Here is a 24,097-nt window from a genome sequence, read left to right on the forward strand (position 1 = left end):
CCTCGCACGGAAAGCTTCAGCGAGCCTGCGACTCCTGCAGCAGCTCGAGAAGGTCCGGCAGGGCGCGTTCCGTGGCCTGCTTGCCGAGCGCGATGCATTCCTGCGCCCGGTGAAACTCGAACAGGCCCATCTTCGCCAGCTTGGGGGCTACCATGATGTCCGGCGGGTCGCCGGCCAGCCGCGAGCGGGCAATGCGGTCCTGGGTGATGTTGAAGGCGTCGACCATCACGGTCGCCATCCCGGGCGCATTCGGCTTGCGCGGCTTGTCTCCCCGCGAGCCTGGGAAGATGCCCCAGCGCCGGGGAGCGTCCCCGATGGCCTGCTCGATCTCCTGCTCGTCGCTGTCCTCGGTGTCGTAGGATTGGATGACCGTCCCGCGCACGCGCACCTCGCCGTTGAGGTTCACGCAGATCACGATGTCGGCGCCCAGGGCGCGGGCAGCCGTGATGGGGATAGGGTTGACCAATGCGCCATCCATCAGCCAGCGGCCTCCGATCATCACGGGATCGAAAACACCCGGAAGGGCATACGACGCCCGCATGGCCTGGACGAGGGGGCCGCGGGTCAGCCAGATCTCGTGTCCGCTCACGAGCTCGGTGGCGATGGTGCAGAACCTGACCGGCAGGTTCTCGACCCGCTTGTCGGTGAGATCCTGATCGAGCAGGCGCTGCAGGCGCCCCCCGGCGATCAGACCCGCTCCGCTGAAATGAAAATCAAGAAGCCCCATCACGCGCCGCTTGGTGAGCGACAGGGCGAATGCCTCCAGCTCGTCGAGCTTGCCCGCCGCGTAGCAGCCGCCCACCACCGCGCCGATGGAGCAGCCGGCAATCACGTCGGGAACGATGCCGGCTTCGTTGAGGACCCGCAGAACGCCGATATGGGACCAGCCCCGCGCGGCGCCGCCGCCCAGCGCCAGACCGATCCTCACCTTCGACCGGGGCTCGCGCTCAATGGGGGGCTTGATGTCCGCCACGCCGCCGCCGCCCCCCGACCCGGCGCTGCGCCGGGCGATCCCGTCCCACAACATCGTTCAACTCCAAGGCACTTGCCTCCTATTCATGCCAGGCTCTGATGAAGAGGGCGTGAATGGCGCCTCAAAGTTTCAATTAGGTCAGGTTGAGGAAAACTGAACAGTTGAGCGCTGCAAAGCCCGCTGCGACATGACGATGATGATGAAGGCGAAGCCGATGAGCAGGCCCAGCATGGCGCGCAGGCTGAGGAGCTCCCCGCCGAAGCCGATGAGCGGCGGACCGAGCAGCAGGCCGCCATAGCCCAGCGTCGCCACCATGGCGACCCCCATGCTGGGCGGGATCCCGTCCATCTGGCCGGCGGTGCTGAAGAGAACCGGCACGGTGTTGGCAAGGCCGACGCCCACGAGGGCGAAGCCGATGGAGGCGGGCACCGGATGCGGCAGGAGCATCGCCAGGGCAAGCCCGAAGGCCGAGAGCAATCCGCCGAGCTGGATCGTGCGGACGCGGCCCAGGTGACGGACCACGAAGTCGCCCATGAACCGGCAGATCGTCATGGCGAGCGAGAAGGCGGCAAAGCCGATGACGGCGGCCTCCAGGCTCGCGCCGGCAACGGTCTGGAGATAGATCGCCGACCAGTCGACGATGGCGCCTTCGACAATGAAGCAGAACATGGCGAGCACCGCCAGGAGGATGACGGCTCCGCGAGGCCAGGCAAAGCCATGGCCCTCCGTCGTCCTATCCGTCTCTCCCATGGTCCAGAAGGCAGCCAGGAGGAAGAGAAGGCCCATTCCTGAACAGGACAGGAGAAGCGTCGGCGCGATGCCGACATCGAGGGAGATGAGGAGGCCGGAGACGGCCGCTCCCGCAAGACCGCCGAGGCTGAAGAAGGCGTGGAAGGACGACATGATCGCCGAGCCCCAGGCCTTCTCCACCACGGTGGCGTTGGTGTTCATCGCGATGTCCATGGTGCCGTTGCAGGCTCCGGCCACCAGGGAAGCGACGACGAAGAGGCCCAGGCTCGGGGCGAAGCCTGGCAGAAGCAGCGCCGCCGCGAAGGAAAAGGCCGCGATCAGGGTCATCGTCCGGCTTCCCACAACGGCAACCGCCCACCCGATCACCGGCATCAGCGCGACGGCGCCGAGGGAAAAGGCTAGGAGACCGAGGCTGAGCTGCCCGTCCGACAGCCCGAGCGCCACCTTGAACCGGGGAAGCTGGGCCGCCCAGGTGCCGATGCCGAAGCCGTTGCCGAAGAAGAGGGCGCTTGCCGCCGCCCGGGCGAGAAAAAGGTCACGTTGTGTCATCCGGCCATCTCTACCGGGCAACGCGGGAAAATGCACCCGTTCACTTGTGAGTGGGAGCTCGCCATCTCAGAGGGACCTGCGGCCTCAGTCGACGGCGAGGCGAGGCTCGCCGCCGGAGATCTCGACCTTCCGGTAGAAGCAGGAGCGGCGGCCCGTGTGGCAGCAGCCGCCATCGCCCGCCACTGTGACCTTGAGCAGGAGAGCGTCCTGGTCGCAGTCGACCCGCATCTCCACCACGGTCTGGATCTGCCCGCTCGTGGCCCCCTTGTGCCAGAGCTCCCCGCGGGACCGGGACCAGTACCAGGCCTCCCCCGTTTCAAGGGTCCTGGCCAGGGCCGCGTCGTTCATGTGGGCGACCATGAGGATGTCGCCTGTCGCCGCGTCGACGGTGACGCAGGTGATCAGCCCATCCGGTCCGAAGCGAGGGGAGAGCATCGTTCCCTCCTCAAGCTCGGTCTTGGGTCCCGGAGCGGGGAACAGGGTGGGGTGCGACGTGCCCATGGACCGCCTTAGCCCCTGCCGTTCCGCACCAGTGTCAGGAAGCGCACCTGCTCGGCGGGGTCCGTCTTGAAGACGCCGGAGAACTGGGTCGTGAGCGTCAGCGCCCCGGCCTTCTGCACCCCGCGCATGGACATGCACATATGCTCGGCCTCGATCATCACGGCAACGCCGCGCGGCTCGAGCGCCTTTTCCATGGCCGTGGCGATCTGTGCCGTCATGGTCTCCTGGGTCTGCAGGCGGCGCGCATAGGCATCGACGAGGCGGGCCAGCTTGGAGAGCCCCACGACGCCTTTGGTCGGATAGTAGGCCACATGCGCCACGCCGTAGAACGGCACCATATGATGCTCGCAATGGGAATAGAAGGGGATGTCGCGCACCAGCACGATATCGTCGTAGCCTTCGACCTCGCGGAAGATCTTGTCGAGGATCTCGCCCGGCTCTTCATCGTAGCCGGAATAGAGTTCCTTGAAGGCCTTGGCGACGCGCTTGGGGGTATCGTGGAGACCCTCCCTGGCCGGATCGTCTCCGGCCCAACGGATGAGGATCCGCACCGCTGCTTCGGCTTCCTCGCGGCTTGGGATCCCGGTAGGCTTCTCGGCTGCTGGACTCAGACGCGGAGACAAGGACTTGACGACATCACTCACACGGGGCCCCTTTCTAGTCTTTTGACGTGCGGAAGCTCGGCGGCTTCCTGCGTATTTCGGCTATTCGGCGCTCATCTTCGGCAGTGCGCCCGGTCGCGAAGTTCGGGCACATTGTGTATTCGATACCTATATAGAGTTAAAGCGTATATTCCCAACCGTAATGTCACAGGCTGTCATGCTGAACGAAATCTACAGCCGGCGCATTCTCGAGCTTGCCGCCAGCATTCCGCATCTCGGGCGGTTGCCCGACGCCCAAGCGTCCGCGACGGTTCGCTCGAAGCTTTGCGGCTCGACGGTGACGGTCGATTTGAAGCTCGACGGCAATGTGGTGACGGCTTTTGCTCACGATGTGAAAGCCTGTGCCCTGGGCCAGGCCTCGTGCGCGATCATGGGACGGCATGTAATCGGCTCGACGGCCGACGAGCTGCGGGACGTCCGTGACGCGGCAAGCCGCCTGCTCAAAGCCGACGGACAGGCGCCCCAAGGCAAATGGCAGGACCTGCAGGTTCTGGAGCCGCTGCGGGATTACAAGGCCCGCCACGCTTCCATCCTTCTCACCTTCGACGCGGTCGTGGAGGCCCTCGACCAAATCGAGGCGGGGCGCGCCAAGAGCGTGGAATAAATGCAAAGCCCTGCTCAAAAGGCGGCGCACTGGGCGATCCGAGGCTATCAGCTGAGCCTGTCGGGTCTCGTCGGCCGTCAGTGCCGCCACCTGCCGTCCTGCTCCGAATACACGGACGAGGCGATCCAGCGTCACGGCTTCTGGCCTGGGGGCTGGATGGGGTTCTCGCGGATCTGCCGCTGCGGTCCCTTCGGCACCTCTGGGCTCGATCTCGTGCCTGAAACGTTGCCGGGGAACGCCGCCTGGTATAAGCCGTGGGCCTATGGTCGCTGGCGGGGCGTCAACGCGCCGCAAAATCCCTCCGCGATCACCTGCGAGGCAGCCGAACCTGACGGCGGCTGATCTCGCCCTTCATCCTAACGGACCGTCGGCCCCGCTTACCTGCTCCGTTGGCAGGAGTGAGCCAGGAGAAAGCATGATGATTACCCTCACATTCCCCGATGGCGCCCAGCGCCAGTACGATCCCGGCATCACCGGCCGCGAGATCGTGGAAGGCATCGCCAAGTCGCTCGCCAAGCGCACCGTTGCCATGGCGCTCGACGGCACGGTCGCCGATCTGGCCGATCCGATCACGAAAGATGCCAGGATCGAATTCCTGAACCGCGAGGACCCGCGCGCCCTGGAGCTTATCCGGCACGACTGCGCCCACGTGCTCGCCGAGGCCGTGCAGGCGCTGTATCCGGGCACGCAGGTGACCATCGGGCCGGTGATCGAGAACGGCTTCTATTACGATTTCGCCCGCGACGAGCCCTTCACCCCGGAGGATTTCGCCGCCATCGAGGCGAAGATGCGCGAGATCATCGCCCAGGACAAACCCTTCACGAAGGAAACCTGGAGCCGCGAGAAGGCCAAGCAGGTTTTCGCCGACAAGGGCGAGGCCTACAAGATCGAGCTGATCGACGCGATCCCGGCCGGACAGGATCTCAAGATCTATTTCCAGGGCGACTGGTTCGATCTCTGCCGCGGCCCGCACATGACCTCGACGGGCAAGATCGGCACCGCCTTCAAGCTCATGAAGGTGGCGGGCGCCTATTGGCGCGGCGATTCGAACAACCCGATGCTGACCCGCATCTATGCGACAGCGTGGGCTGCCCAAGCGGATCTCGACAACTACATCCGCCAGCTCGAAGAAGCCGAGAAGCGCGACCACCGCCGCCTGGGCCGCGAGATGGACCTGTTCCATTTCCAGGAGGAGGGACCGGGCGTCGTCTTCTGGCACGCCAAGGGCTGGACCCTGTTCCAGGAGCTGATCTCCTATATGCGCCGCCGCCTGAAAGGCGACTATCAGGAGGTCAACGCGCCGCAGATCCTCGACAAGGCCTTGTGGGAGACCTCCGGCCACTGGGGCTGGTATCGCGAGAACATGTTCGCCACGCAGACGGAGGACGATCGCATCTTTGCGATCAAGCCGATGAACTGCCCGGGACACGTGCAGATCTTCAAGCACGGATTGAAATCGTACCGCGACCTGCCGCTGCGGCTGGCGGAGTTCGGCAACGTGCACCGCTACGAGCCGTCCGGCGCCCTGCACGGGCTCATGCGCGTGCGCGGCTTCACCCAGGACGACGCGCATATCTTCTGCACGGAAGATCAGCTCGACGCCGAATGCCTGAAGATTAACGATCTCATCCTCTCGACCTATGCCGATTTCGGCTTCGAGGAAATCGTCGTGAAGCTGTCCACCCGCCCCGAGAAGCGGGTTGGGACAGACGCCATGTGGGATCACGCCGAGGAGGTGATGACCCGCGTCCTCAAGCAGATCGAGGAGCAGTCCGGCGGACGCATCAAGACCGCGATCAACCCGGGCGAGGGCGCGTTCTACGGGCCGAAATTCGAGTACGTGCTGCGCGATGCCATCGGCCGCGACTGGCAGTGCGGCACCACGCAGGTGGACTTCAACCTGCCGGAACGGTTCGGCGCGTTCTATGTCGACCAGGACGGCCAGAAGAAGACTCCCGTCATGGTCCACCGCGCAATCTGCGGCTCCATGGAGCGCTTCACGGGCATCCTGATCGAGCATTTCGCCGGGCATTTCCCGCTCTGGCTCGCCCCGGTGCAGGCGGTGGTGGCCACCATCACGTCCGAGGGCGACGACTACGCCAGGGAAGTGGTGCGGGCCGCCGAGGCCGCAGGCCTGCGGGTCGAGGCCGATCTTCGCAACGAGAAGATCAACTACAAGGTCCGCGAGCATTCGCTCGTGAAGGTGCCGGTGCTTCTCGTGGTGGGCCGCAAGGAGGCCGCCGAACGGACGGTTTCGATCCGCCGCCTGGGAAGCCCCGACCAGAAGACCATGACCCTCGACGAGGCCCTGAAAGCCTTGGCGGCGGAAGCGGTGACGCCGGACCGCAAGCGCGCGGCTCGAGAATTGGCGGAGCCGGAAGGCCATGTGACGCTCGACGGTCATCACGTGGTCGAGCGCACGATCGCGTAAAGCCCGGTTGTACAAAAAGAAGCGGCGCTTCCTCGAAGGAAGCGCCGCTTTCGTATCCGCATGCCCCAAGTTTCATCCTGAGGAGCAGACGCGGTCTGAGTCTCCGGATGAGGTCTGGGCTTAGATTGGCGCCTCAGCTCGTCTGGCGCTGCCGCCCGGCGGCGCGGCCGCCAGAGGGCGTTCCAGCCGTCGTGCCTGCGGTGCCGACTCCCGGATTGCCCGTGGCGGCACCGGCATCGCCGGCCTCCGTGCCGGTGGCGTGGCTGCCCTGGCGCTGCCCGACCCGCAGGTTGTTCTGCACGTGGTTCACCCCCGTGACGGACTCGGCAAGATCCTCTGCCCGTCGCTTCTCGTTGCGGTCGCGAACGGTGCCGGTGAGGGTCACATCCCGGTTTTGAACCTGCACCTCGATTTCCGATGCATCGATCATGGCGTCGTCGGTGAGGCGCTCGTTGATGTCCTCGCGGATGCGGTCGTCGGAGCGCTGGTAGCCCTTCGGCCCCCGGCCCTGATGCTCGCCCCGGCGCACCTCGCCGCGGCTCGCGGTGGCGTCGTTGCCGAAGCGGTTGTTGCCGGGACCCATGCCGTAGTTGCTGTGATCCCGCCGCTCGTTGACGAGGCTCCACGTGCGCTCGCGGTCCTGCATGCGGCGGTCGGCCTCGCTGCTGTCGTCGCCGGGACGAGCGCGTTCGCCCGTGATGGTGGAGGCGCCATAGTGCCTGGGCCGGAAGCCCCTGCCGGCGGAGCCGGGACCGGCATATTCGTCGCCATAGCTCTGATAGCCCTCACCCCCGAAACCGCCGCGCATGCGGGCGTCGCGGGCGCCTTCCTCGCCCGGGTAGCCGAAGCTGCCGAAGGCGGCGCGGACATCGTCCTCCTCGCGGAAGCGGAACTGATTACGGTCCCTGTTGCCCGAGCGGCTGTCCTGACCCCGGTTCTGGTCATGGTAGTCGTGCGGACGATGGCGCCAGTCGTCGCCATCGTTCTGGAGGCGCCTGTCGAGTTCGCGGCGCTCGTCCCCGGTCAACCTGGCCTGCCCGCCGCCACGGGTCTGATCGGCTCGCGCCGTGGTCGGGGTGCCGGTCCGGTCGGGCTCGGATGGCGTCGAGATGCGGTGCAGCGCCCGGGTGGCGTCACCCTCCCGGTCGGTTGCGAGGTCGCCGAGCGCAACGATGCCGACCAGGTGCTTGTCGCGATCCACCACCGGCAGGCGGCGGATCTGATGATCGCTCATCAATTCCACGATGTGGCTGACGTCGTCGTCCTCGAAGCACCACCATACATTGTCGGACATGACATCGCGCACGCGGGTCGTGTCGGGCGGCAGGCCCGCTGCGGTCGCCCGGACGGTGATATCCCGGTCGGTCACCATGCCGCGCAGGCGCCGTCCGTCGCACACGGGCAGAACGCCGACATTCATCTCATCCATGAGACGGGCCGCTTCCTGGATGGTCCGGTCGGGACTCACCACGCGCACGTTGCGGGTCATGATCTCTGCGATTTTCATGAGCTTCCTCTCCAGCAAGGTCACGCCTTGGGAGTTCAGGCTCATGCGTGGCGCGACCGATCAATGGCCCTCGGTCAATGCCGCCGGGACGGAAAGGTTCAGCGGGCCTACGGGGTGGCGATGATCTCGATATCCCGGTCCAGGCCGCTCTCGATCTTGAACTCGCGGGTATAGACCTTGCCCTCATGGCGGGCGATCAGAACGTACTCGCCCTCGGCGAGGGTCACCGACGGGAAGGCGCCGATGGCCTCGCGGATGACGTCGCCGCCCGGCGTGAGCACGCTGAAGGCCGTGCCCGCGAAGGCCTCGCCGCCGGCGGACCCGACCAGCTTCAGGGTCACGGTGGCGGCGCGGTGGTTGAGGGTGGCCTCCGTGACGCGCCCCGACTCCACCTTCAATTCGCTGCGCATGATGGCGTTGGCGTCCCCATAGGTGGACACCACGTGATAGGTGCCCTCGGGGAGGCGGATCATGTCGTTGGCCTTCGCATCGGCAATGACGAGCCGGCCTTCCGAGTTCTGGGCTTCCGGCACATAGACCGAGAAGGAAACCCGGTTCGCCGGGATCGGGCTCTCCCCCACGGCGCCCTTCAGCTGCAGGGCGCCTGCGTTGATGGCCAAGCGTTCGTTGAGACTGCCCCTCTGGACGCTGATGCGTTTGGAGGCGCTCGCGAAGCCGTAGGTCACATGCACGATGTAGTTGCCAGGCGACAGGGTGAAGCTCGGGCCGGGGCTGCTGGAGCGGCCCACGATATTGGGCTGGGAGGCGTCCCCGCGATCCTCGTAGACCCGCCAGACCAGCCCCGAGCGGATCGGCTCATTGCTTCCCGCGAAGACCGCGCCCGCGTTCAGGGTGACCTGCCCGATGGAGATCGGGGGGAGGCTCTGCGACATCGAAGGAACCGACGGCGCTTGCGCCGAGGCCGCGGATGCGGCGAGGAGGGCAAGCAGGCCGAGGACCGAAGTGGGAGTTTTCACGAACAGCATCATCAGTGGAATGGGCCCTTACCGGACCGGAGAAGCAACGGCGGTCTTGATAGGCTCGTCCTCGCTCTTCACCAGATCGGACGCGGCGGCAACCAGATTTTCAAGGGACATCGGGCGGAAGTGGAACTCGACCCGGTGCCGCCCGGCCGGAACCTCGATACCCCGGAACAGGAGATTGGTGCGCAGGATCTGACGCCGCTCCCCGTCCACCGATGCCTCCCATCCGGGATAATGGATGTCGTGCAGCACCAGGATGCCCTGCTCGCTGCTCTCGACCTCGATCGTCACCGAGTTCCTCTGGTAGCTAACGATGCGCGCCTCGCCCTTGGCCTTGGCCGGTCCGGGACCGGCCGGGGTATAGCGGGCCTTGAGCAGGGGAAGGCTCTCATGGTCGATCAGGGCTTCCGTCTCGCGATTGAACTCGGGCAGTTCGTCCTGGCCGAGCACCGCCTCGGAATCGACCGGGCTCACATGGTGCGCCACGTAGGCGCGCGGGCCGGAGGCGTTCAGCCGGTAGATCCACATCCGGCCCGTTCCGTAAACGACCTCGGCATCCGTCAGGCGAGGGAAGTGGCGGGGGAGTTTCTCGGCGGGGCGGTCGAGAACAAGGTAGTCGAGCCCGAGAAGGCTCGCGAGCTCGCTCTCGTAGCCCCGGAAACTGGTCGGGAACCGCCGCAGATTGGGGTCCTCCGCGTTCTCTCCCGGACCGATGGCCCGCTCGTAATCGGCCAGGCGCAGGGGATTGTAGCCGATGATGTCCTCGATCCCGAGAACCATGGAGGCGTTCTGCCAAGCGCCCTTCAGCCCCAGGATCTCGACGCGGGGATACTCGCCCTTGGCGTGGCGCTCGGCCAGCTCCCGCTTGAGGATCTGGAGACCCTGAAGCTGCTCGGGGGGCAGCTTCGTGAAGACGGTGTAGCGCTCGGCGGGCTCCGCGTTGAGGGCGGAGGCCGCATGGCGGCCGATCAGCTCCGCACCCGTCAGGGTGACCAGCACGAGAGCCGTCGCTGCGCGCCAGCGGCTCGCCCCGCCCATCTTGGCGAGCACCCCCATCACCAGGGCTGCGGCGGCTAGGCCCAGGCCGATTTCGGTTGCGGCGGAGGAAACGTGGCCGCCCTTGACGGCAAAGGCCAAGGCGCTTGCGATAGCGGCAATGACGAGGCCGAGCGCCAGCAGGGGCAGGAATGCCCAGAACGGTCCGAGCGAGGCGCGGCTCCACTTGGGAAGGCCATCGGTTGCGTAGCGATGCACCAGGTAGCCTACCGCGAAGGCGAGGGCGATGTTGATGAGGAAGGTGGCGTCGGCCGGCCTGCGGTAGAGGTTCACGCCGGGCATGTGATCGAAGATGATTTCAAAGCCGGGCGTATAGCGCCCAAGGGCGTAAAGCAGGGCAGCGATGCCGACCGCGAGAAAGAACCGGAACTCGCGGGCAAACAGGCGTCCGCCAGCGATCCCGTGCCAGAGGAGGAAGAGAGCCGGGATCGTTCCGACAAACAGGTAGTTGGTGGCCCTGTCGGTCCAGGTGCCCTCGGACAGGCTGTGCCAGTCGGGCCCCCAGTAGTCGTATGTCCAGCGCAAGGATCCGAAAACATTCCCGAACAGGATGGTGGCCAGGCTCTCCGGAGGGAGGGATCCCATGGCGGCAACGCCGTAGCCGAAGGACGGCCGGGACGACGTGGCGAGAAACTGCATCGTCAAAACGACCGGCACCGCCAGAAGGCCTGCGCCGACCGCTCCCATCGAGACTAGGAGCCCCAGGCGCGACCTGAGATAGGCGAGGGGCTCCGGGGCAGTCCAGATGCGGTGAGCGGCAAGTGCGATCAGGGTCAGGGCGCAAAGGAAGGCCACCTGGTCGCGCCCGATCACCATCATGGCGGCGCTGACGGCAAACAGCACCCCATAAACATAGGACCGGCGATCCAGGGCCTGCTCGAGGAGCCAGAAGGCGAGGGGAAAGAAGCCGTAGCTGAAGATCATTCCCGTATGCTGCAGCCGGGCCGTCGCCGAGCCGCCGAGCATGAAGATGAGGGCGGCAGCCACGGCGCCGGCCGAATGCCAGCCGCGCCTCCGGAAGAGGGGGATGAACGCCAGGGCGCCGGGGAGGAAATGGGCGAAGACCACCGCATCGAAGAACTGCATGGACGGCTCTGGGATCAGCCATCCGAACAGCAGCATGGTCGGGGTGAACAGCAGGGACTGCGGATCGGCCGCCGAGGGGTGGCCGCCGAAGTGGTAGGGGTTCCACAAGGGAAGCTCCCCATGGGCCAAGGCCGCTCCGAGATAGCGGAAGGTCGGGTAGAAATGGTTCTTCGAGTCCCAGGGCACCACCGTGCCGGTGAGGGGCCATATGGCGGCCGCCAGCGCCCAGGCTGCCAGAATGAGCGCGAAGGCGAGGAGCGTCTGCTGCCTCGAACAGGCTGTCGGTGGACTGGCGTCGTCCAGACTGAAGATGGATGTACGCATTGCTTTAAAGCGGCGCCTCGCCAAAGAACCGGCCCATCGATTGCCCCTCGGCCCCTTGAGCAGGCCGCTGGTTTCGGCACAGGCTGAAACCTGCTTGGCGTCTGACCGCACTCCCCCTATACATCCGCTGCTGTTTCTTGTGTGTCAGCGGCTCTACCCTGAGACGCCCGCGCTCCCTCAAGCGCAGCAAGACGGCGAGACGATGGCAAGCCGGTGCTTTCCTCGTCCGCAGCCTTCGTGAGCATCCACCTTCATTGTTCCACATTATTCGAGCTGGATGAAGATCCCATGAATGAAAGCCTTTCCCGCCTGCAGCAGCGCCGTTCCGTTCCCCCGCGCTGGCTCGGGGAGCCGGGCCCGAGCGAGCAGGAGATCGAGACCCTCCTGCAGGTCGCGTCCCGCGTGCCGGATCATGGAAAGCTGGCTCCCTGGCGCTTCATCCTCATCCAGGGCGAAGGTCGGCAGCGGCTGGGCGAGGTGCTGGCGGCGGCGTTCCAGGCGGATCATCCCGAGGCCGATGCGGAAAAGGTCGCCACCGAACGGGAGCGCTTCTCCAAGGCGCCCCTGGTGGTCGCCGTCGTGTCCCGCGTCGTTCCCCACGTGAAGATCCCCGACTGGGAGCAGGTTCTCTCGGCCGGCGCGGTGTGCATGAACCTTCTCAACGGGGCAACGGCCCTCGGCTATGGCGCCTCCTGGCTCAGCGGCTGGGCGGCCTTCGACCGGAGGGTGCTGGATGCTTTGGGGCTTGCGGCCAACGAGCGCATTGCAGGCTATATCCATATCGGCACGGCCAAGGAGACGCCCGCAGACCGGGAGCGTCCGAGCCTCGCCAGCATCGTGACGCGGTTCTGACATCCCATGTTCTATGAAACCTCAACCAATGCCCACGGCCTGCCGCACGATCCCTTCAAGGCCATCGTCACCCCGCGTCCCATCGGCTGGATCACGTCCATGAGCGCCCGGGGCGAGGTCAACCTCTCGCCCTATTCCTTCTTCAACGCCGTCTCGGAGCGCCCGCCCATGGTGGCGTTCTCGTCGGCCGGCAGGAAGGATGCGCTGACCTTCGTCGAGGAGACGGGGGAGTTCGTCTGCAATCTCGCCACCTATGACCTGCGAGATCAGATGAACGCGACCTCCGCCGTTCTGCCGCGGGGCGAGAACGAGATGGAGCATGCGGGCCTTACGGCCGCGCCCTCCCGGATGGTGAAGCCGCCGCGGGTGGCCGAGGCCTTGGCGGCCCTCGAGTGCAAGTGGCTCCAGACCGTGCCGCTCGCCCCCCTGGGCGGCGGCGAGCCGTCCTATTACCTCGTAATCGGGCAGGTGGTCGGGATCCATATCGACGACCGTTACATCGTGAACGGCATCGTCGATACGGCCGCCATGCGCCCCATCGCCCGCTCCGGCTACCGCGACTATTTCGTCGCTACCCCTGAGACCAAGTTCTCGATCACCCGGCCCGGCAGTTGAGGCTCCGGACAGCCTCGGTACGTTCTCTGGGCCGATCTAGATGACGAAGAAGTCCTTGTAAGTCATGGGGAGCTTCTTGGAGAGGGAGGCGATTTCCACCGCCTTGCCTTTTCCTGAGCCGTCGGCATCGTAGAACAGCACGCCCTTGGCCTTGTCGTAGACAAGGTAGTCGTTCTTGTCCTTGGCCTTGGCCCCGATGGTGAAGAAGTCCTTCTTCAGCTGCGCCGGCTTCATCTCCGAACCTGTCTTGCCCAGCTTGGCGAAGACCTTGTTGTCGAGCCAGATCGCGTCGTCCTTCACGCTGAAATCGACGATCTTGTCCCGGTTCGTGCTCTTGTTCGCTTTTGTGTCGAACACGAACACGTCCTTCCCCTTGGCACCCGTCAGGGTGTCGTTGCCCAGACCGCCCCAGAGCTGGTCGCTGCCGACATCGCCGTTGAGCACATCCGAGGCGGACGTGCCCGTCAGGATCTCGTCCTTGTCGTCGGTCACCTCGATCGAGAGCGTCTCCTCATAGGTTGCATTCGCCGCATCCTTCACCTGCACCCTGATCCTGTGCCATGCGGCCTGCTCGTGGTCGAGCTTGACCCCATCCTTGACCACGAGCGAGGCCGAGCCATCGATCCCTTTGATCTCGAAACGCCCCTCAGCATCGTCCAGGAGGGTGAAGGTGAGAGGATCGCCTTCGGCGTCGGAGCCGGCGAGACGGCCGATCTCGGTTCCGACTTTCGCATTTTCACGGACCTGCGCCTTCGACAGGGACAGCTCTATCGGCGCGTCGTTGACAGCGCCGACGGCGATATGGACCTTCTGCTCGATGGTTCCGTGCTTCCCGTCGGAGATCTCGAAGGTGAAACGATCCGTTCCGCTGACGTTGCGGTTCGGCGTGTATGTGAACTTTCCATCGACAATGGCCACCGTTCCCTTCTGGGGACCGGCATCCTCCTTGATCCTGTACGTCAGCGCATCTTCGTTCGGGTCGCTCGCCCCGATATCGATTCCCACCAGCGGCGTGTCCTCGTTGGTCGTGAGGTGCCGGGTTGCTGGAGCCGTGGGAGAGTCGATTGCATCCGCTGCGGCGTCGATGGCGTCGATGATCTGGAGAATGCCCTGGAATTTCTTTTCGGCATGAGTGGCATCGCGAACGGCCAGCAATCTGGCGCTCAGGCTCTCAACAAAGGCAGCGTCATCCAGACGCGCGTGGATCTCATTCAGAACACGAGTGTAGGCGGCGGCCTTGAGAGCTTCGACACGGGCCACAACCTCAGGATCGGTGCTGTTCGACCAAAGCTCGATCTGTGCTTGGCGGTGCAGGCTGAGCGTTGCTACCTCTCCCAGAGCTTGGGCCATGCTGCTCGCATCGCCGGCCGTGTTGATCGCCTCGAAGAACATGTGCTTGGCATGTTCGACGGCGATCTGCTGCAGCACGGCCTCCCTGACTGCACCGACCGTTCCGAAGTTGCCGAAAAGGTCTCTGATCTCGTTGATGCCGCGCCCGATGGCCTCCTCGCGCTCCCCACCGTCCGGGAGGATCTGCAGGATGGCGGCACTGGACGCATCAAGCACCGTGGAGCCGTTGTCGTCGATTGCGGCCAGGACCGCGCTCCAATCGGCGGCATCGTTGAACGCCGCAAGGAGCGTGGCATCCGATGCATCAGATGCCTGGTCCAGCGCCGCGATAACGGGAATGATCTCGGCGAATTCTTTGACGTCGCCCTCGATGGCTCTCCTTGCCGCCAGCAGACCGGCAGCGAGATCGGCTAGGAAACCGGTGTCGGTGAGGCGCCCTACAATCTTGTTGAGGACAATCGTGTAGGGATCGTCCTCCAGTTGCTGGAGTCGTGCCCGAACTGCCGGATCGTCGCCCAAGCCGATCAGCCGTGCGATCTGGTCCTGACGATGGGTGTAGAGAGTGTCCAGATGGGCTGAGATGGCTTGAGCCATGGCGGCTTCATCTCCGGCGCTGTTGGCCGCCGTGATGAACTGGTGCTTGGCGTGCTCGAAACTGATCTGCTGCCCGAGCGTGAACTTGAGAATGCCAACGGACCCGAAATTTCCGGACAGCGTCCATTCATCATACAGGCCCTGCGCCACGGCCTGCTGGCGCTCTCCGCCCTCCAGCAACTCCGTGAAGAGAGGTCCGAAGGTCTCACCTTCGAGGAAGATGGCCTCATAGGTGTCGAGAACCGCCAGAATGGCGTTCACGTAGTGGGGCTTTCCCGTTTCAGGGTCTGCGCCCGGCGTCGCCAGGGCTTCGTGGAGTGCCGCAAGAGCAGTCGTTTCGTCCATCCGGGATCCTCATTGCTCTTCCCCGGGCGAGACAGGCCGCATCACTGCGCCGTCGTGTTCAACGCCCGACCCTCCGCCCGCAGAGACAGCTCAAGCGCGCCAAGCAGCGAGGGCGAGGAGTTATACGATCCACGGTTCGAGTTGATGTACTCTCTGTTTGGAGGGGTGCGAGGTTAAATCCCCGGCGAATTTAGCCCTCGGAAAGAAAAGAGATCAGGTCCGCCGAAGAAAGTGGGCGAGAAAGCACCTTGAACCGAGTGATGTGATCATATTGTTCGCGGGAACCGGAGTCTTCATCTCCAGGTCATCTGCAATTCGCAGGCATGATTCTTATTTCAACTATAAGATACAACGGTTGTTGTTGTGCAATATAGAGTTGCGCCTTCTTTCATGGCCATGGCCATCGACCAGCAGTGGCTGTGACGTGCACCGCCCGCAGCCCGGCTTCATAGAGGCCGGGATTTTTTGCCACGAACCGGCAAGCCAAGTGTTCGGTTGCTTCAGGGGCCCCTAGCGCCGGCCGGCGTTTTGGGCTGCCCGCCGCAACAGCCGCTCAGCCCTGAGCTGATGCGGGCGATCAAGCATTTCGCCGTTGACGCCGACGACGCCCGCGCCGGGATTGACCTTGAAAGCCTCGATGACGGCTTTGGCCTTGTCGATTGCTTCCTGGGAGGGGGTGAAGGCCTCATTGATAATCGGCACCTGCGCCGGATGAATCGCCATCTTGGCCACGAAGCCATCGCGCCGGGCCATGCGGCACTCGGCTTCCAGGCCTGCCATGTCGCGGAAGTTGGTGAAGACGGAGTCCACCGCGTCGACTCCCGCGGCGGCTGCACCCAGGAGGGTGAGCGACCGGGCGAGCCTGTAGGGATCCGTATAGGCGCCATCGGCGTCCCGGTTGGTCTCAGCCCCGAGATCGGCGGACAGGTCCTCTCCGCCCCAGGTCATTCCCATGAGCCGATGGCTCGCACCCGCGAAGGTGCCCAGCGCGAAAACACCCGCGGCATTCTCCGTGGCGATGGCGAGGATGCGCGTGGCGCCGTCCTTTAGGTCGAACTCGGCCTCCCTGACTGCCAGCTTCGCTCCCAGATGCGCGACATCTGCGCCGCCCACCGTTTTGGGCAAAACGATCCCGTCGGGAGCTGCCTGCATCACGCCGTCGAGGTCGGCGTCGGTGAGTCCGGTGGTCAAACCGTTCACCCGGACGAACAGGCGGGGGCGATCAGGTGTCGCCTGCTGCTCCGAAAGAAAGGCCGCGGTCACGCGCCTGGCCTCTTCCTTGGCGCTGAGATCGACGGAATCCTCCAGATCGATGAGGAGAACGTCGGCTCCCGATGCCAGGGCCTTTTCTAGCTTCCTGGAACTGTCGCCCGGCACGAAGAGCAGGGACCGCATCAGGCGCTCCTCTTGCGCATGAAAGCCTGCCGGCGGCACTCGGCGACCAGAGTGCCGTCCTGCTTATAGGCGCGATGAATGAAGTCGACGATGCCTGCATCGGGCCGCGACTTGGATTCGCGCTTGGCGACGATTTCCGTCGTTGCATTCACCGTATCGCCCTCGAACAGCGGAGCGGGAAACGTCACGTCCGTCATGCCGAGATTGGCGATGGTGGTGCCGACGGTGGTGTCGTTGACGGAGATGCCGATCATGAGGCCCAGGGTGAACAGGGAGTTCATGAGCGGCTTTCCCCATTCCGTCTCTGTTGCACAGAAATGCGCGTCGATGTGGAGCGGCTGGGGGTTCAGGGTCATGTTGGAGAACAGCATGTTGTCCATCTGCGTCACCGTCCGGGTGAGGCGGTGATTGATGGTGGTGCCGACGGTGAAGTCCTCGAAATAGAGCCCCCCGCGCGGGTGCCTGCTCTCGTCGCTCACGATGCTGTCCTCCTCTGCTGACAGGGCATGCTGGTTCCCATGCCTCTTCGGGTCTCAATAGCCGAACTGCTCCCGCAGGATGCGCTCGTCCAGGCTATGGCCGGGATCGTGAAGCATCACAAGATCGACGCTTCTGTCCATGGAGACATGAACGCGGGAGACGTTGCGAAATTCCGTGTGATCGGCGACCGCGCTCACCGGGCGGTTCACGGCCTCCAGAACCTCGACCTGGATCTTGGCGTAGTCCGGCAGCAGCGCGCCGCGCCACCGGCGCGGGCGGAAGGCCGAGATCGGGGTCAGGGCCAGCAGGGGCGCGGTCAGCGGCAGGATCGTTCCGCCGACGGAAAGATTGTAGGCCGTGGACCCGGCAGGCGTCGCCACCAGAATGCCGTCCGCAATGAGTTCCGGGATGCGCACATGGGAGTCGACGCTCACGCGCAACTTGGCGGCCTGGTAGGTCTGCCGCAGCATGGAAACCTCGTTGATCGCGCGCGCCGTATGCGCCACCCCCATCACATCCCAGGCGACCATGAGGAGGGGGTGAACGACGCTGCGCTTGGCCGCATCGAGGCGTTCGAAGAGGTCTTCCTCCCGGAACTCGTTCATCAGGAAGCCGACCGTGCCCTTGTTCATGCCATAGATGGGCTTGGCCGTTCCCATGCTGTCGTGAAGGCTCTGCAGCATCAGGCCGTCGCCGCCGAGGGCAACGACAACGTCCGCGTCCTCGGGGGCAACGTTCGGATAACGGTCCTGCAGGCCTTTGAGCGCCGCCTGAGCATCAGGTGCGGCACTCGCCACGAATGCAATGTTGTTGAAACGGCGGGCCATGCCCAGTTACCCTCGTTGCGTCCGGCGGGATGCGGAGGAAAGGCATAGCATGGATCGCCCACTTCTCGTCTATACGACCTTTCCCGATGTGGACAGCGCCCTGTCGATCGGGGAGGGCCTCGTGCGGGATCGGCTGATCGCCTGCATCAATGTGCTGCCAGGGATGAGGTCCGTCTATGCCTGGAAGGGAGCCGTCGAGCAGGGCCAGGAAGCGGTCGCCATCCTGAAGACCCGCAAGGGTCTCCAGGACCAGGTGCATCGCGCCCTGAAGGAAAGGCACCCCTACGAGACGCCGGTCGTTCTCTTCATCGAGCCGACCGGCGCTGACGCGGCCACCCTGGAGTGGCTTCTGACGGAAACCTCAGACGCTTCCTAGACGGCCGGGCTCCACTGCACCGGCACGAAGCGGAACCCGTTGCCGTCCTTTGAGATATGGCCGGTCGCCGGGAAAGGCGCATGGTAGAACGCGACCTGCGCGCGCTCGGAGGCCGCCATATCGAGCATCCGGCGGCGGGTGGCGCGGGCCTGATCCGCATCCATGTCGAACACGGCCGACCAGTCCGGATTGCGCACGAAGAGGGCAGGGTGGTTCGCCGTATCGGACAGGATCAGCAGCCGGCCCGAGCCCGAGGAGAGCATAAAGGCGGTGTGGCCTGGCGAATGGCCATAGGCCGCAACGGAGGTCAGGCCCGGCACGACCTCCTTGTCCGCCTCGAATCGCTTCACGTCGTTGGCGATGGGGCCGAACACCCGGCGGGCGCCCTGGAAGCCGCCCCTTGCGCCTTCGGGAGCCTGGTTCATGCGGGCATCGTCCATCCAGAACGCCCATTCGGCGGCCGGCACCATCACCTCGGCATTCGGGAAGACCGCGGTGCCGTCCTTGCGGCGCAGGCCGTTGATGTGATCGCCATGGAAATGGCTGATGACGACGGTGTTGACCTGGGCCGGATCGAAGCCGGCGGCGCGAAAATTCTCCATCCAGCGGCCGGTTGTGGGAGCGCCCATGTCTCCGTTGCCGGTATCGATGATCGTCAGCCGTCCGCCGTTGTTGAGAACAAGGCCGTTGAAGGTGTTCTGGATCGTATTCTCCGGGAGAAACGCCTCACGGGCAGCCTGCTGAACGGCCGCGATCTCCGCATTGCGGATAAAGCCCTCGAGAGGACGAGGCGCGGAGCCGTCGTTGATGGCGGTAACCTCGATGTCCCCGACCTTGTAGCGATAAAAGCCGGGAGCCTGGCGCGCGGCGGATCCTTGCGCAGGAGCCGGTGCGGGCGAGGCCGTTTGGGCCATGGCGGGAACTCCGATCGGAGCAGCGGCAAGAGCGGTACCGGCAAGGACGGTGCGGCGTGTGATTGTCATAGGCGTCTCCCAACGTGAGAAGCAAAGCCTAGAACGGCCCCGCTTCGAAACAAGAGACAGGCCTTTCACAAGTCAGCGAGCGGTGCCGTTACCGGCGCGAACCCGTGAAGGCGAGGTGATGCAGGGCGATCCCGCTCGTGGTCGCCACGTTCAGCGAATCGAAGCCGCCGCTCATGGGGATCGATACGGTCCTGGTGCGCGCCAGCACATCCGGGGGCAGGCCTGGCCCTTCCGCACCCAAGAGCAGGGCCGTGCGCCGGACGGGCTTTATGTGCGAAAGCACGTCCCTGCCGGACGGGGAAAGGGCAATCACCTCGAACGAGGCCGCCTCCAGCGCCCGCACCATGGCCTCGGCCGAGGGAACGCGCGTGAAGGGCACGACCAGGACCCCGCCGACCGAGACGCGAATCGCCTTGCGGTAGAGCGGATCGCAGGTCTCCTGGTCGAGCAGAACCGCTTGCGCCCCGAAGGCCGCCGCGTTGCGGAAAATGCCGCCCACATTGTCATGGTTGGCTAAACCGACCAGTCCGACGACGAGCGCCTTCTCCGGAAGCCGGGACAGAAGGCTCTCCACCGGCTCCGGCACGCCGCGTCGGGCGATTGCGAGAACACCCCTGTGGATCGGAAAGCCCACGATGGCATCCATCACCTGGCGGCTTGCCGTGTAGATGGGCGTCTCAGGCGCGAGCAGGGGGAGCATGTCGCCCAAGCCGTCCAAACGGCTCTCCGCAAGGAGGACCGATTCGATCTCGAAACGGGATTGGTTCAGCAGAACCCTCAGGACAACCTCGCCCTCGGCCACGAACCGATGCTGACGGCCCACGAGGTCGCGCTCGCGCACGGCGCGATAGGCTTCGATGCGGGAATCGTCGGGATCTGAAATGGCGATTCTCATGGACGGGTGTTCAAGGCTCCAGGGCAAGTAGACCTGCCATCTTCCGATCAAGGGCTGCGGCTTTGCTTATGAGAGAGCCCCTCGCGGAACAACGACTTTCTCTCCCGGTTAGCCAAGCGGGACATCCTTGGGTCGCATCGGCGGTCCCATGCAGGGAGAAAACACATGAATTGGGATATCGCGGATGGTTGGGTTTGGGGCTTGGTGATCATCGGTGGGCCTTTGCTGATCGGCATCTTCATGGCCGTCTTCAGCCGCCGTCGCAGGCTGACGCAAACCGAGAAGAAAGCTGCCGATCAGGCTGCCCATGAGAACTGGGGCAAGGAACGGATCCGCTAAAGAGGCTTCAAGCTTGTAGCGGGCTGCTGCCCATGAGCCTCCGCCAGGAACAGCCGGCCCGCAACTGAATGAGAATTGCACTGCAGCAGCCGGATCGCCCGTTCGGCTCACCCGGACTTGCCAGGGCTCTGTGTGCCGTAAGTATTGTGGCGGAGGGCATGACGCCTAAAGGCCGGACTTATCCCGGGTAGGATTGGACCGGCACCTGGCCAAACCTGCCAATTCCCTCGACAGGCGGGTTGTCATAGCCCCGGCAACAACAGCGGAAGCTACGGCGGCCGAGCCTATGACATTCAGCAACAACTGCTCCACAGACGCCTCCAGCATACAGCTGGCCGCATCGTAAGCTTCATTTTGCAAAAGCCTGCCTGGGCAGGTGGACTAATCCCGCCGACTGCGCGAGAGCGCCCAAAGAGGTAGCAAGCTCAGCTTGTTCTTGGGTCTGTGCGCTTCAAAATGCCTGTTCGTGGAAAAGCCCACGCCCAAGCTGAAACCAAACATGTCCCCAGTCGTCGGTTAGCCATGGCCCGACACATGAGGATTCGAACGTGAGAACAACCTGGAAACCTGTTTTGGCTGGAGTGTTTCTGGCAGGCCTGAGCGGTGCCGCCATGGCGCAGACGACCCCGGCAACGAGAGCCTGCATGGTGGGCGAGCAGATGATCGGCGGAGTGTGCCAGCCGCTGACCCGGTCCGGAAATCAGCCCAACACCAACATCGACGACCGCAACAACAATGCCAGTGGTGGCTCAGGCCCTAATGCTACGGGCAGCACGGGCAGCGGAGGCAACCAGAACACGGGTGCCTCCGGAGCGCAGGGCGGTACAGGCTCGGGTGGCAGCAGCGGCTCGACCGGCAATCAGAACACCGGAGGATCCGGCGGAAGCGGGTCTGGAGGCGGTAGCGGCGGTTCCGGTGGGAGTGGAGGCGGCTCCGCCAGCGGGGGCTAATTTGCAGGTCCCGCAGCTTGGATGGCTTTACACGAAAGGCTCCGGCTCTCGGCCGGGGCCGCGCGTTCCAAGTCTCTGTGATTGTTGAGGATCTGCATTCTCAGGAGGAGAATGGTGCCGGTGGAGAGGATCGAACTCCCGACCTTCGGTTTACAAAACCGCTGCACTACCGCTGTGCTACACCGGCTGGACTGACAGGGCTGAGGTAGCAGCCTGTGAGGCAGGAAGCAAGTTCCATACAAATGTAAATATTAAGTGTCCCAGCGCACCGCAACCAACCCTCGATTCTGGAATTGTCAGCCAAACGGTAATCACGGAGTTGGTACCATGAAGACCCTAGGGGCTTCTCTTCAGAAGAGGATTTCGCCGCTCAGCGGCGGTCTTAAGTTTTTCGCCGTTCTGTCGCTCGTGGCAGGCTTCGGGCTTGCTGCAGAATCGGTCCAGGCCGCTCCCGCAGGACATGGCGCAGCGGCTAAGCCGAGCAAGGAGCCGGTCACGGCCGTCGCCGCCAAGGATGTGGAAACCACGTCCTCGGTAGGGTCCGCTACGGGCAGCGATCCTTATTGCAACATCTCCCGCAAACGCCTTTTCGTCGAAGGCGAGGGCTGGATCGTCCGCCGCGTGACGACCTGCTACTGAGCACAAGGATCCCTTCAGCCCAAATGAAAAGCCCCGCCGCGAGGCGGGGCTTTCCCTGTTCCGAGAGGTCGACAGAGGCTTAGCGCCTCGGGCTGGCGCCCTCGTAGGTCATGATATCCCGGTCCTTGGTCTCCGGCACGAAGAGGAGGCCGACCACGAAGGTTACCAGAGCGATCACGATCGGATACCAGAGGCCGTAGTAGATGTCGCCGGTCGCCGCCACCATCGCGAAGGCTGTGGGAGGCAGAAGGCCGCCGAACCAGCCGTTGGCGATGTGGTAGGGAAGGGACATGGCCGTGTAGCGGATGCGGGTCGGGAAGAACTCGACCAGGGCCGCGGCGATCGGGCCGTAGACCATCGTGACGTAGATCACGAGAATCGTCAGGATGCCGATGGCCTTGAGAGCCTGAGCGTTGCCCAGGGCATCAAAGAAGCCGCCGACCTTCAGGATGGTCGGGTCGCCTGCCTTCGGATAGCCCGCCTCTGCAGCCGCTGCCGTGAAGGCCGTGATGTTGGCCGGAATGGCCGGGGCAATCGGGGTCTCCTTGCCGTTGAAGGTGACCTTCGGGGCAGTGCCGGCCGCAGCCGGAACCAGCTCGTACTTGACCGCCGAGCGGGCCAGGGCCACGCGGGCGATGTCGCACGGTGCGGTGAAGGTGCGAATGCCGACCGGATCGAACACCGAGCCGCAGGTGGCAGGATCAGCCACAACCTGAACCTTCGCGGTCTCAAGCGCTTGGTTGAGACGTGGGCTGACCACGTTCGTGAGAGCGCCGAAGAGCGGGAAGTAGGTGATCGCGGCGATTAGGCAGCCGCCGAGAATCACCGGCTTGCGGCCGATCTTGTCCGACAGCGCGCCGAAGAACACGAAGCCGCCGGTGCCCAGGATCAAGGACCAGGCGATCAGCACGTTCGAGGTGAGCAGGTCGACCTTCAGGATGCTCTGGATGAAGAACAGGGCATAGAACTGGCCCGTGTACCACACCACGGCCTGGCCGATCGCCAAGCCGATCAGGGCGATGATCACCATCTTGGCATTGCCCCACTGGCCGAAAGCCTCTTTCAGAGGAGCCTTCGACTGCGTGCCCTCTTCCTTCATCTTCTTGAAGGCCGGAGACTCGTTCATCTGGAGGCGAATCCAGACCGAAATGCCGAGCAGCACCACCGAGAGCAGGAACGGAATGCGCCAGCCGGCAATGGGCCAGCCCTCGCCCGTCTGGAAGCCCTGCTCACCCATCCATACGCGCAGCATGAGGATGACCACGAGGGACAAGAGAAGACCGACGGTCGCGGTGATTTGGATGAAGCTGGTGTAGAAGCCACGGCGGCCGACGGGAGCGTGCTCCGCCACATAGACCGCAGCACCGCCGTACTCGCCACCGAGCGCCAAGCCCTGGAGCATGCGCAGCGCAATCAGAACGACCGGGGCGATCCAGCCGATCTGATTGTAGCTGGGCAGAAGACCCACCAGGAAGGTCGAGCAGCCCATAATCAGAATGGTGATGAGGAAGGTATATTTCCGGCCGACGAGATCGCCGATGCGCCCGAAGAAGATGGCGCCGAAGGGACGCACGAGGAAGCCCGCCGCGAAGGCCAGAAGCGCAAAGACGTTACGGGTCGTCACATCGAAGGCGGAGAAGAACTGCGCGCCGATGATCGTTGCGAGAGATCCGTAAAGATAAAAGTCGTACCATTCGAAGACGGTGCCGAGGGAGGAGGCCAGAATGACCTTCTTCTCCTCTCGCGTCATCGGCCGCGTTGCGGCGGCCGAATGCGGCGTGGTTGCTGCTGTTGCCATAGGGTTCCCTTCCATTCATGTGCCCGGTGATCCGGGTTCTGGGCCACAAGCCATGCAGGGCAGGCTGAGGCCGAGGCATCGTGGCCGCGCAGGGCGATCAAGATTCCATCATGCAGGAGGCTAACCTCGAACGTTCTTTCCACAATTCTCAATTGGTATTTGCGACTTCCGTCTAAGAAGCGGACGGGACGGCAAAAATATCAAGCCTCAGCAAAGGCTTAAGGCGTCGAGCC

Annotated in this window: 23 protein-coding genes and 1 tRNA gene; 9 read left to right on the forward strand and 15 right to left on the reverse strand. The window is 64.4% G+C overall.

Annotated features, from left to right (window positions below; translation table 11 throughout):
• Window positions 1-16 precede the first annotated feature (16 nt).
• The 4 genes from JKG68_RS03305 to folE all read right to left on the reverse strand — a co-directional run bounded on the left by JKG68_RS03305 (window position 17) and on the right by folE (window position 3,417).
• Window positions 17-1,027, reverse strand: a complete 1,011-nt coding sequence (locus JKG68_RS03305) for a patatin-like phospholipase family protein (protein ID WP_202055842.1) — start codon at window positions 1,025-1,027, stop codon at window positions 17-19.
• 84 nt (window positions 1,028-1,111) lie between these two features.
• Complete coding sequence (locus JKG68_RS03310) at window positions 1,112-2,272, reverse strand: MFS transporter (protein WP_202055843.1); 1,161 nt, start codon at window positions 2,270-2,272, stop codon at window positions 1,112-1,114.
• Window positions 2,273-2,356: 84 nt separating this feature from the next.
• Window positions 2,357-2,773 (reverse strand): phosphoribosyl-AMP cyclohydrolase, encoded by a 417-nt coding sequence (gene hisI, locus JKG68_RS03315; RefSeq protein ID WP_202055845.1) that lies wholly within the window; start codon window positions 2,771-2,773, stop codon window positions 2,357-2,359.
• 8 nt (window positions 2,774-2,781) lie between these two features.
• Window positions 2,782-3,417: a GTP cyclohydrolase I FolE gene (gene folE, locus JKG68_RS03320; protein ID WP_202055846.1), complete on the reverse strand. Its 636-nt coding sequence runs from the start codon at window positions 3,415-3,417 to the stop codon at window positions 2,782-2,784.
• A gap of 175 nt (window positions 3,418-3,592) precedes the next feature.
• On the opposite strand from folE, the gene JKG68_RS03325 reads away from it, so the two are divergent.
• The 3 genes from JKG68_RS03325 (at window position 3,593) to thrS (ending at window position 6,470) form a co-directional block, all read left to right on the forward strand.
• A complete protein-coding gene (locus tag JKG68_RS03325) occupies window positions 3,593-4,039 on the forward strand; it encodes an iron-sulfur cluster assembly scaffold protein (protein WP_202055847.1) in 447 nt (148 codons plus the stop codon).
• On the forward strand, window positions 4,040-4,381 hold the full coding sequence (gene yidD / locus JKG68_RS03330; protein ID WP_202055848.1) for a membrane protein insertion efficiency factor YidD: 342 nt from the start codon (window positions 4,040-4,042) through the stop codon (window positions 4,379-4,381).
• A gap of 76 nt (window positions 4,382-4,457) precedes the next feature.
• On the forward strand, window positions 4,458-6,470 hold the full coding sequence (gene thrS, locus JKG68_RS03335; RefSeq protein WP_202056004.1) for a threonine--tRNA ligase: 2,013 nt from the start codon (window positions 4,458-4,460) through the stop codon (window positions 6,468-6,470).
• A 133-nt stretch (window positions 6,471-6,603) separates the two neighbouring features.
• Here the strand turns inward: thrS and JKG68_RS33250 are convergent, their stop codons facing one another.
• From JKG68_RS33250 to JKG68_RS03355, 3 genes are all read right to left on the reverse strand, one after another.
• A complete protein-coding gene (locus JKG68_RS33250; RefSeq protein ID WP_246515044.1) occupies window positions 6,604-7,977 on the reverse strand; it encodes a CBS domain-containing protein in 1,374 nt (457 codons plus the stop codon).
• 107 nt (window positions 7,978-8,084) lie between these two features.
• Entirely contained in the window at window positions 8,085-8,963 is an 879-nt protein-coding gene (locus JKG68_RS03350; protein WP_246515059.1) for an RgsD C-terminal domain-containing protein, read from the reverse strand.
• An 18-nt stretch (window positions 8,964-8,981) separates the two neighbouring features.
• Window positions 8,982-11,426, reverse strand: coding sequence for a YfhO family protein (locus tag JKG68_RS03355; protein ID WP_202055855.1), 2,445 nt, complete (start codon window positions 11,424-11,426; stop codon window positions 8,982-8,984).
• Between the two features lie 288 nt (window positions 11,427-11,714).
• Between JKG68_RS03355 and JKG68_RS03360 the strand changes: the two genes are divergently transcribed.
• Together JKG68_RS03360 and JKG68_RS03365 are read left to right on the forward strand one after the other, a co-directional pair.
• Window positions 11,715-12,278: a nitroreductase family protein gene (locus JKG68_RS03360; protein WP_202055856.1), complete on the forward strand. Its 564-nt coding sequence runs from the start codon at window positions 11,715-11,717 to the stop codon at window positions 12,276-12,278.
• 6 nt (window positions 12,279-12,284) lie between these two features.
• On the forward strand, window positions 12,285-12,893 hold the full coding sequence (locus JKG68_RS03365; RefSeq protein ID WP_202055857.1) for a flavin reductase family protein: 609 nt from the start codon (window positions 12,285-12,287) through the stop codon (window positions 12,891-12,893).
• 36 nt (window positions 12,894-12,929) lie between these two features.
• Here the strand turns inward: JKG68_RS03365 and JKG68_RS03370 are convergent, their stop codons facing one another.
• The 4 genes from JKG68_RS03370 to JKG68_RS03385 all read right to left on the reverse strand — a co-directional run bounded on the left by JKG68_RS03370 (window position 12,930) and on the right by JKG68_RS03385 (window position 17,884).
• The gene (locus JKG68_RS03370; protein WP_202055858.1) at window positions 12,930-15,182 is read right to left on the reverse strand and encodes an Ig-like domain-containing protein; all 2,253 of its coding nucleotides are present in this window, start codon (window positions 15,180-15,182) and stop codon (window positions 12,930-12,932) included.
• A 510-nt stretch (window positions 15,183-15,692) separates the two neighbouring features.
• A complete protein-coding gene (locus JKG68_RS03375) occupies window positions 15,693-16,577 on the reverse strand; it encodes an HpcH/HpaI aldolase/citrate lyase family protein (protein WP_202055859.1) in 885 nt (294 codons plus the stop codon).
• Window positions 16,577-17,056 (reverse strand): MaoC family dehydratase, encoded by a 480-nt coding sequence (locus JKG68_RS03380; RefSeq protein WP_202055860.1) that lies wholly within the window; start codon window positions 17,054-17,056, stop codon window positions 16,577-16,579. The genes JKG68_RS03375 and JKG68_RS03380 overlap by 1 nt, the downstream gene beginning before the upstream one ends.
• Before the next feature lie 54 nt (window positions 17,057-17,110).
• Window positions 17,111-17,884, reverse strand: a complete 774-nt coding sequence (locus JKG68_RS03385; RefSeq protein ID WP_202055862.1) for an NAD kinase — start codon at window positions 17,882-17,884, stop codon at window positions 17,111-17,113.
• A 49-nt stretch (window positions 17,885-17,933) separates the two neighbouring features.
• On the opposite strand from JKG68_RS03385, the gene cutA reads away from it, so the two are divergent.
• Window positions 17,934-18,260: a divalent-cation tolerance protein CutA gene (cutA, locus tag JKG68_RS03390; protein WP_202055864.1), complete on the forward strand. Its 327-nt coding sequence runs from the start codon at window positions 17,934-17,936 to the stop codon at window positions 18,258-18,260.
• On the opposite strand, the gene JKG68_RS03395 is transcribed toward cutA, so the two are convergent.
• Window positions 18,257-19,243: an MBL fold metallo-hydrolase gene (locus JKG68_RS03395; RefSeq protein WP_202055866.1), complete on the reverse strand. Its 987-nt coding sequence runs from the start codon at window positions 19,241-19,243 to the stop codon at window positions 18,257-18,259. The two genes, cutA and JKG68_RS03395, sit on opposite strands and share 4 nt — an antisense overlap.
• Window positions 19,244-19,331: 88 nt before the next feature.
• On the reverse strand, window positions 19,332-20,138 hold the full coding sequence (locus JKG68_RS03400) for a TrmH family RNA methyltransferase (RefSeq protein ID WP_202055867.1): 807 nt from the start codon (window positions 20,136-20,138) through the stop codon (window positions 19,332-19,334).
• 165 nt (window positions 20,139-20,303) lie between these two features.
• On the opposite strand from JKG68_RS03400, the gene JKG68_RS03405 reads away from it, so the two are divergent.
• Together JKG68_RS03405 and JKG68_RS03410 are read left to right on the forward strand one after the other, a co-directional pair.
• On the forward strand, window positions 20,304-20,477 hold the full coding sequence (locus JKG68_RS03405; protein WP_202055869.1) for a hypothetical protein: 174 nt from the start codon (window positions 20,304-20,306) through the stop codon (window positions 20,475-20,477).
• 572 nt (window positions 20,478-21,049) lie between these two features.
• Window positions 21,050-21,427: a hypothetical protein gene (locus JKG68_RS03410; protein ID WP_202055871.1), complete on the forward strand. Its 378-nt coding sequence runs from the start codon at window positions 21,050-21,052 to the stop codon at window positions 21,425-21,427.
• Between the two features lie 112 nt (window positions 21,428-21,539).
• On the opposite strand, the gene JKG68_RS03415 is transcribed toward JKG68_RS03410, so the two are convergent.
• Window positions 21,540-21,614: transfer RNA gene (locus JKG68_RS03415), tRNA-Thr, on the reverse strand.
• 140 nt (window positions 21,615-21,754) lie between these two features.
• On the opposite strand from JKG68_RS03415, the gene JKG68_RS03420 reads away from it, so the two are divergent.
• Window positions 21,755-22,066: a hypothetical protein gene (locus tag JKG68_RS03420; protein ID WP_246515046.1), complete on the forward strand. Its 312-nt coding sequence runs from the start codon at window positions 21,755-21,757 to the stop codon at window positions 22,064-22,066.
• 79 nt (window positions 22,067-22,145) lie between these two features.
• Here the strand turns inward: JKG68_RS03420 and JKG68_RS03425 are convergent, their stop codons facing one another.
• A complete protein-coding gene (locus JKG68_RS03425) occupies window positions 22,146-23,864 on the reverse strand; it encodes an MFS transporter (protein WP_202055872.1) in 1,719 nt (572 codons plus the stop codon).
• Between the last annotated feature and the right edge of the window lie 233 nt (window positions 23,865-24,097).

Origin of the sequence: Microvirga aerilata (assembly GCF_016743775.1) — a bacterium.
GTDB lineage: Bacteria > Pseudomonadota > Alphaproteobacteria > Rhizobiales > Beijerinckiaceae > Microvirga > Microvirga aerilata.

Excerpts from the sequence above, each read along its gene's own strand:
- JKG68_RS03305 (WP_202055842.1), bottom strand. The coding sequence starts at position 1,027 with ATGTTGTGGGACGGGATCGCCCGGCGCAGCGCCGGGTCGGGGGGCGGC.
- JKG68_RS03310 (WP_202055843.1), bottom strand. The coding sequence starts at position 2,272 with ATGACACAACGTGACCTTTTTCTCGCCCGGGCGGCGGCAAGCGCCCTC.
- hisI (WP_202055845.1), bottom strand. The coding sequence starts at position 2,773 with ATGGGCACGTCGCACCCCACCCTGTTCCCCGCTCCGGGACCCAAGACC.
- JKG68_RS03325 (WP_202055847.1), top strand. The coding sequence starts at position 3,593 with ATGCTGAACGAAATCTACAGCCGGCGCATTCTCGAGCTTGCCGCCAGC.
- yidD (WP_202055848.1), top strand. The coding sequence starts at position 4,040 with ATGCAAAGCCCTGCTCAAAAGGCGGCGCACTGGGCGATCCGAGGCTAT.
- thrS (WP_202056004.1), top strand. The coding sequence starts at position 4,458 with ATGATTACCCTCACATTCCCCGATGGCGCCCAGCGCCAGTACGATCCC.
- JKG68_RS33250 (WP_246515044.1), bottom strand. The coding sequence starts at position 7,977 with ATGAAAATCGCAGAGATCATGACCCGCAACGTGCGCGTGGTGAGTCCC.
- JKG68_RS03350 (WP_246515059.1), bottom strand. The coding sequence starts at position 8,963 with ATGCTGTTCGTGAAAACTCCCACTTCGGTCCTCGGCCTGCTTGCCCTC.
- JKG68_RS03355 (WP_202055855.1), bottom strand. The coding sequence starts at position 11,426 with ATGCGTACATCCATCTTCAGTCTGGACGACGCCAGTCCACCGACAGCC.
- JKG68_RS03360 (WP_202055856.1), top strand. The coding sequence starts at position 11,715 with ATGAATGAAAGCCTTTCCCGCCTGCAGCAGCGCCGTTCCGTTCCCCCG.
- JKG68_RS03365 (WP_202055857.1), top strand. The coding sequence starts at position 12,285 with ATGTTCTATGAAACCTCAACCAATGCCCACGGCCTGCCGCACGATCCC.
- JKG68_RS03370 (WP_202055858.1), bottom strand. The coding sequence starts at position 15,182 with ATGGACGAAACGACTGCTCTTGCGGCACTCCACGAAGCCCTGGCGACG.
- JKG68_RS03375 (WP_202055859.1), bottom strand. The coding sequence starts at position 16,577 with ATGCGGTCCCTGCTCTTCGTGCCGGGCGACAGTTCCAGGAAGCTAGAA.
- JKG68_RS03385 (WP_202055862.1), bottom strand. The coding sequence starts at position 17,884 with ATGGCCCGCCGTTTCAACAACATTGCATTCGTGGCGAGTGCCGCACCT.
- cutA (WP_202055864.1), top strand. The coding sequence starts at position 17,934 with ATGGATCGCCCACTTCTCGTCTATACGACCTTTCCCGATGTGGACAGC.
- JKG68_RS03395 (WP_202055866.1), bottom strand. The coding sequence starts at position 19,243 with ATGACAATCACACGCCGCACCGTCCTTGCCGGTACCGCTCTTGCCGCT.
- JKG68_RS03400 (WP_202055867.1), bottom strand. The coding sequence starts at position 20,138 with ATGAGAATCGCCATTTCAGATCCCGACGATTCCCGCATCGAAGCCTAT.
- JKG68_RS03405 (WP_202055869.1), top strand. The coding sequence starts at position 20,304 with ATGAATTGGGATATCGCGGATGGTTGGGTTTGGGGCTTGGTGATCATC.
- JKG68_RS03420 (WP_246515046.1), top strand. The coding sequence starts at position 21,755 with ATGAAGACCCTAGGGGCTTCTCTTCAGAAGAGGATTTCGCCGCTCAGC.
- JKG68_RS03425 (WP_202055872.1), bottom strand. The coding sequence starts at position 23,864 with ATGGCAACAGCAGCAACCACGCCGCATTCGGCCGCCGCAACGCGGCCG.